This window comes from Hypnocyclicus thermotrophus (genome assembly GCF_004365575.1).
GTDB classification, from domain to species: domain Bacteria; phylum Fusobacteriota; class Fusobacteriia; order Fusobacteriales; family Fusobacteriaceae; genus Hypnocyclicus; species Hypnocyclicus thermotrophus.
The window spans coordinates 1-6,813 of record NZ_SOBG01000014.1 but is presented as its reverse complement, the minus strand read 5'-3'; the positions used below and the strand labels follow the sequence as shown (position 1 = coordinate 6,813).

The following is a 6,813-nucleotide window of genomic DNA, read 5'->3' as shown; positions in this document are numbered from 1 at the left end:
AAATAAACGACAATATATATATAATATATAATTATCATTGATATAATTTCATTGACTTAGTATCAATAAAGTGGTACAATTATTTCATAATAAAATATAAAGGAGGAATAAATTTATGAAAAAATTGATGTTGATTGTATTAGGACTAATATTGTCAGTTATGAGTTTTGGTAAAGATATTAAAATAGGAGTTATAGCACCATTATCTGGTCCTTTAGCACTTTATGGGCAAACAACTGTTAATGGATATGATTTAGCAGTAAAAGAAATAAATGCAAAAGGTGGAATAAATGGAATGAAACTTGTTTTAATAAAAGAAGATAACAAGGGAGATTCAGCTGAATCAGTAGCAGCTATTAAAAAATTAATAACTGTTAATAAAGTAGATGTAATATTAGGTGGAGTAACAAGCGGAAACACTATGGCTATTGCTCCGATTGCACAAGAATATAAAATACCAATGTTAACACCAACTGCTACAAATATAAAAGTTACTACGTTTGGAGATTATATTTCCAGAACTTGTTTTATAGACCCTTTCCAAGGTGAAGTTATGGCTAATTTTGCTTATGATAACCTAAAAGCAAAAAAATCTATTATAATGAAAAATGCAGCTGATGATTATAGTGAAGGTTTAGCTCTTGAATTTGAAAAAACTTTTAATGAAAACGGTGGGAAAGTAGTAGATGTAATCAATTATGTTACTGGGGATATAGATTTTAGTTCACAATTAACTAAAATTAAAAATATGGATACAGATGTTATATTTTTACCTGGATATTATAATGAAGTTGCATTGATAGTAAAACAAGCTAGAGATTTAGGAATTAAAGCTGTATTTTTAGGTGGAGATGGATGGGATAATTCTAAATTATTTGAAATTGGTGGTACAAGCGTAAATGGTTCATATGTATCAACACATTTTTCAAAAGAAAGTGAAGATAAACAAGTACAAAATTTTATAAATAATTATTTTAATGAATTTTTTGAAGATCCAAGTCCATTATCAGCTTTAGGATATGATGCTGCTTATATTATGGCTGAAGCAATTAAAAAAGCGGGCTCTTTAGATAAAGTAAAAATAAAAAATGCAATTAATTCTACTAAAAATTATAAAGGTGTAACTGGAGTAATTTCGTTAGATGAGAATAGAAATGCAAAAAAATCAGCGTTTATTTTAAAAGCTGAAAATGGTGCTTTCATATATGAAACTACTGTAGATCCAAAATAATTCATTTTAATTTATAAAGTTTCGCACCACAGTTAACTTTGTGGTGCGTTTAATTTATTTAAGAGATTTAAGGAGGTATTATGTTTATACAACAATTAATAAATGGACTTTCTTTAGGTTCTATTTATGCACTAATTGCATTAGGGTACACAATGGTTTATGGTATATTAAAATTAATAAATTTTGCTCATGGTGAAATTTATATGATTGGTACTTATATTGGTTATTATTTTTTTAGAATGACATTTGTTTTAGGACTTGCAAAAAAATATGCTGTAAATTCTAAAATAGCAGTAAACTTTTTAGATAAACAAGAAATAATAAGTCAAAATCCAAAATTATTAATGAAATATATTGCAAATAATTTTAATGAGTTTGGTATTATTAAAGATAGCAATTTTAGAAAATCAATTACAAATGTTGCTGTTGAACAAGCAAAAGGATTAAAACATATGAGTGAGTTTATAAATTCGAATTCTATTATAATATTTTTATTATTATTAATTGTATCTATGTTTTTAACTGCATTAGTTGGTATTATTATAGAAAAACTAGCATATAAGCCTTTAAGAAATGCTTCAAGAATTTCTGTATTATTAACAGCACTTGGAGTTTCTATTTTTATTCAAAATGCTGGTATAAAAATATTTGGTGGTGATCCAAAAGCTTTCCCTCAATTAATTCCAAGTAAATTTTATAATATTACTGATAATATTTTAATTTCAAATCATCAAATTATTATTATTTTTGTTTCAATCATATTAATGATTTTATTAGAAATAATAGTTCATTATACAAAAGTAGGAAAAGCAATGAGAGCAGTTTCTTTTGATAAAAGCACTGCTGAATTAATGGGGATAGATGTAAATAAAATAATTTCTTTTACATTTGCGATTGGTTCTGCATTAGCAGCAGCAGCAGGGATTTTAATAGGAATGAGATTTAATAAAATTGATCCATTAATGGGAATGATGCCTGGAATTAAAGCATTTGTAGCAGCTGTTTTAGGTGGAATCGGAAGTATTCCGGGGGCTGTTATTGGAGGATTAATAATGGGAATATCTGAATCTTTAGTTGTTGGTTATATTTCTTCGACTTATAGAGATGCTATTGCATTTGCTATTTTAATTGTAATATTATTAATAAAACCAAGTGGAATTTTTGGAAAAAATGTAAAAGAAAAAGTATAGGAGGGTATTATGGAACAATACATATTACTTATAATGACATTAATTACTATAAATATAATATTAGCAGTTAGTTTAAATGTGATTAATGGATTAATGGGATATTTATCTTTAGGACATGCAGGATTTATGGCAATCGGAGCATATACAAGTGCTATTTTAACTACTCAATATAATTTTCCAATATTTATATCTGTTATAATCGGAGCTATCTTGGCTGGATTTTTTGGATTTTTAATAGGATTTCCAACTTTAAGATTAAAGGGAGATTATTTAGCAATTGTTACATTAGGATTTGGAGAAATAATAAGAATTATAATATTAAACATGACAATTACTGGAGGTGCAAAAGGATATCCTGGAATACCAGGTATTAAAGGGTTAAATGGCTTTTTAATAGGATTAGGTTTTGCAATTGTAACAGTAATAGTTATTACAAATATAGCATTATCTGCAGAAGGTAGAGCATTACTTTCTATTAGAGAAAATGAAATTGCTGCAGAATCAATGGGAGTTAATATTACAAGATATAAAATAAAAGCTTTTATAATTGGTTCACTTTTTGCAGGATTAGCTGGAGGATTGTATGCTCATCTTATTCAATATGTAAAACCAGATAATTTTAATTTATATAAAACTGTTGATATATTATTAATGGTTGTTTTAGGTGGAAGTGGAAGTATCACAGGCTCTATTTTAGCAGCCATTGCTTTAACTTCTATATCAGAATTATTAAGAGAATTTTCTGAATATAGAATGTTAGTTTATCCGTTAATGTTAATTATTTTAATGTTAGTTAGACCAAATGGTATTTTAGGAAAAAAAGAAATCACTGATTTCATTTCTTTCAAAAAGAAAAGAGGTGTTTAAATTGTTATTAGAAGTACATGAAGTGACAAAACAATTCGGAGGATTAACTGCTGTTGATACAATTAATTTAAATATAAAAAAAGATGAACTTATCGGTTTGATTGGACCAAACGGTGCAGGGAAAACTACTTTTTTTAATTTATTAACAGGTGTATATGAACCTACATCAGGATATATAAAATTATTAGGAGAAGATATTACAGGACAAAAACCTTATAGAATTACAGAAAAAGGAATGGCAAGAACATTTCAAAATATTAGACTCTTTAAAGATTTGAGTGTACTAGATAATGTTAGAGTAGCAAAAATTTTTAATACCGATTATGGTATTTTTGATTCGATATTTAGAACTAAAAAATTTTATAAAGAAGAAATAAGAGTAAGAAAAGAAGCAGAAGAATTATTAGATAGATTTGGGTTACTAAAAAAAATGGATTTACCCGCTCATAGTTTACCGTATGGTGAACAAAGAAAACTAGAAATTGTAAGAGCGCTTGCAACTAATCCTAAATTATTACTTTTAGATGAACCTGCAGCTGGAATGAATCCACAAGAAACTACAGAATTAATGGATTTAATTAAAAAAGTAAAAAATGATTTTGATATATCAATTCTTTTAATTGAACATGATATGAAATTTGTTATGTCATTATGTGAAAGAATCGCAGTTTTAGATTATGGTAAAATAATTGCTTTAGATACTCCAGAAAAAATTAAAAATAATAAAAAAGTTATTGAAGCATACTTGGGTGAAGTTGAGGAGGATTAATATGTTAAAAGTAGAAAATTTAAATGTTCATTATGGAAATATACATGCAATAAAAGATTTAAATATTGAAATAAATAAAGGAGAGATTATTTGTTTAATAGGAGCAAATGGTGCTGGGAAAACTTCTACATTACATTCAATATCTAAATTAATTATCCCTTCTAGTGGAAAAATGTTTTTTGAAGGAGAAGAGATTACAAATTTATCAACAACTGAAATTGTAAAACGAGGTCTTATACAGGTTCCAGAAGGAAGAAGAGTTTTTGCAAATCTTACAGTATTAGAAAATTTAGAATTAGGTGCATATTTAAAAACAAATAAAAAAGAAGTTGAAAAAGATATGGAGAAAGTTTTTAATAGATTTCCTAGATTATATGAAAGAAAAACTCAATTAGCTGGAACTTTAAGTGGTGGTGAACAACAAATGCTTGCAATGGGAAGAGCATTAATGGCATCACCAAAGCTTTTACTTTTAGATGAACCTTCAATGGGATTAGCACCGTTATTAATTCAAGAAGTTTTTAATATTGTTCAAGAAATAAATAAAGAAATGGGAATAACAATACTAATAGTAGAACAAAATGCTAATATGGCTTTAAAAATATCAGATAGAGCATATATTTTAGAAACTGGTAATATTATAAAAAGTGGAAATGCAAAAAACCTTCTTCATGATGAAGCAGTAAGAGAAGCATATTTAGGTTAGTAAAAAGATAGCAAAAGCTATCTTTTTTTCTTTTATATATAAGAATTATATTGTATAATGTATAAAAGAGGTGAAAAATGAAATATTTAATAGATTTACATGTTCATTCAAATGTATCGACACATGCGTATAGTACTTTAAATGAATTAATTCAAACTGCTAAAGATAAAAAATTATTAGGATTTGCTTTAACTAATCATGGAAGTATGGCTCCGGATAGTCCTCATGATTATCATTTTGGAAATTTAAAAATTTTTGATAAATATATTAATGGAATTCGATTATTTAAAGGTATTGAAGCGAATATAATAAGTGAAAACGGAGATACTGATTTACCTAAAAAATATTACGATTTAATAGAAATAAAATTATGTGGATTTCATAAAGGAACTCCTTATGGTGATGGTAAAAATATAGAAAAAAATACAATAGCTCTAATAAATGCTATAAAAAATAAAGAATTAACCATCATATCGCATTTAGGAAACCCAAGTTATAAAGTACATTATGAAGAGGTGATAAAAATAGCTTCTGAATACAATGTAGCAATTGAATTTAATAATAGTTCTCTTACTACAAGTAGATTAGGTTCAGAAAAAAATTGTTATGAAATAGCTGAATTATGTAAAAAATATAACACGTTTATTTCTTTGGGAAGCGATGCCCATCATTCAAGTTTTTTAGGGAATTTTCAAGAAGTATATAAAATAATTAATAAAGTTAATTTAAATACTAAAATGATAATTAATACATCTATAAATAAAGTAGAGGAATTTATAAATTTGCATAAATAGAGGTGAATCATGGAAATAATAAATGTTGAAAATAATATTATACTACGTAAAAAGAAAAAAAAAAATAATGAAAAAATAGATAGTTCTCTTTTTTCAATATATAAATCTGAAAAAACTATAAAAGATTATATGTTTTATTTAAAAAAATTTTTAGAATTTACATATGAAAATGTAAATTTTAATTCTCAAAATGAAATTATTGAATTAATGGTAAACGTTGATAAAGATGATGTAGAAGAATATATCAAACATTTAGTTGTTGAAAAAAAATTAAAAAATAGTTCTATTAATAAAATAATTTTTTCTTTAAAAAGTCTTTATAAAGAACTCGAAAAAAAAGGTGCAAATAATCCATTTAAATTTATTCCTTCTATGAAACATAATGCATATAATTTAGACAATATATTAAAAATATCTTTTGAAGAAATTCAAACAATACTTATCAATTTTGAAAAAAAAGATGATATTAGTTATAGAAATTATACTATTCTTTATACTTTATTTTATACAGGGATGCGTAGTAGTGAATTATTAAATCTTAAATATAATAATATAATTACTAGAAATAATGAAAAAGTTTTAAAGCTTGAAAAAACTAAAAGCGGGAAAATACAGTACAAACCATTATTTGAAGATTGTTATAATGAAATTATGAAATATAAAAAATATATAAAAAATATATATAATTTAAAAGAAGATGAAATGAATGAATATTATATATTTCCTACAAATTTTATAACTAACAAAAAAATGAGTTATAATAATCTATATAAAATAATTAAAGATATAGGGAAATTAGCAAATAAAAATATTAGTCCACATAATATTCGACATTCAGTTGCAACTGAATTATCTCTTCAAGGAGCAGATGTATTGGAAATAAGAGATTTTTTAGGACACTCAGATACAAAAGTTACAGAAATATATATTAATGCTAAAGGAATTTTAGAGAAAAAAGCATTAAATAGATTACCTAAAATAAGAAAGTAGAGAGAAACTATCATGTTTAAAAAAATATTTGTATTATTAATATTATTTATTTCTATAAATATATTTTCAAATGAAATATATTATAATACTGGAGAATTAATGTATTCTGGAGAAATAAAATATGGTATCCCAAATGGAGAAGGTAAAATATATAACAAAAAAGGGCAGCTAGTATATGAAGGAGAATTTAAAAATGGCTATCCAGAAGGAAGAGGAAAAATATATATAAATGGAATTTTAAGATATGAAGGAGAAATAAAAAAAGG

The 6,813-nt window shown here is 25.1% G+C and carries 7 protein-coding genes and 1 pseudogene; all 8 read left to right on the top strand.

Annotation, left to right across the window (positions count from 1 at the left end):
* The first annotated feature begins 115 nt into the window (after positions 1–115).
* The gene (locus tag EV215_RS10345) at positions 116–1,231 is read left to right on the top strand and encodes an ABC transporter substrate-binding protein (RefSeq protein WP_134113939.1); all 1,116 of its coding nucleotides are present in this window, start codon (positions 116–118) and stop codon (positions 1,229–1,231) included.
* An 80-nt stretch (positions 1,232–1,311) separates the two neighbouring features.
* Positions 1,312–2,421, top strand: a complete 1,110-nt coding sequence (locus EV215_RS10340; RefSeq protein WP_134113938.1) for a branched-chain amino acid ABC transporter permease — start codon at positions 1,312–1,314, stop codon at positions 2,419–2,421.
* 9 nt (positions 2,422–2,430) lie between these two features.
* Complete coding sequence (locus tag EV215_RS10335) at positions 2,431–3,288, top strand: branched-chain amino acid ABC transporter permease (RefSeq protein ID WP_134113937.1); 858 nt, start codon at positions 2,431–2,433, stop codon at positions 3,286–3,288.
* Positions 3,281–4,057 carry an ABC transporter ATP-binding protein gene (locus EV215_RS10330; protein ID WP_134113936.1) on the top strand — a complete coding sequence of 259 codons (777 nt, stop codon included), beginning with the start codon at positions 3,281–3,283 and terminating at the stop codon, positions 4,055–4,057. Before EV215_RS10335 ends, EV215_RS10330 begins: the two co-directional genes overlap by 8 nt.
* Positions 4,053–4,763: an ABC transporter ATP-binding protein gene (locus EV215_RS10325; protein ID WP_243832421.1), complete on the top strand. Its 711-nt coding sequence runs from the start codon at positions 4,053–4,055 to the stop codon at positions 4,761–4,763. The genes EV215_RS10330 and EV215_RS10325 overlap by 5 nt, the downstream gene beginning before the upstream one ends.
* A gap of 77 nt (positions 4,764–4,840) precedes the next feature.
* Positions 4,841–5,557 carry a PHP domain-containing protein gene (locus EV215_RS10320; RefSeq protein ID WP_134113934.1) on the top strand — a complete coding sequence of 239 codons (717 nt, stop codon included), beginning with the start codon at positions 4,841–4,843 and terminating at the stop codon, positions 5,555–5,557.
* Between the two features lie 9 nt (positions 5,558–5,566).
* Entirely contained in the window at positions 5,567–6,547 is a 981-nt protein-coding gene (locus EV215_RS10315) for a tyrosine-type recombinase/integrase (protein ID WP_134113933.1), read from the top strand.
* Positions 6,548–6,559: 12 nt separating this feature from the next.
* A pseudogene (locus EV215_RS10310) lies at positions 6,560–6,813 on the top strand (hypothetical protein); the annotation flags it as partial.

Coding starts and splice junctions, on each gene's coding strand:
- EV215_RS10345 (WP_134113939.1), top strand. CDS start 116: ATGAAAAAATTGATGTTGATTGTATTAGGACTAATATTGTCAGTTATG.
- EV215_RS10340 (WP_134113938.1), top strand. CDS start 1,312: ATGTTTATACAACAATTAATAAATGGACTTTCTTTAGGTTCTATTTAT.
- EV215_RS10335 (WP_134113937.1), top strand. CDS start 2,431: ATGGAACAATACATATTACTTATAATGACATTAATTACTATAAATATA.
- EV215_RS10320 (WP_134113934.1), top strand. CDS start 4,841: ATGAAATATTTAATAGATTTACATGTTCATTCAAATGTATCGACACAT.
- EV215_RS10315 (WP_134113933.1), top strand. CDS start 5,567: ATGGAAATAATAAATGTTGAAAATAATATTATACTACGTAAAAAGAAA.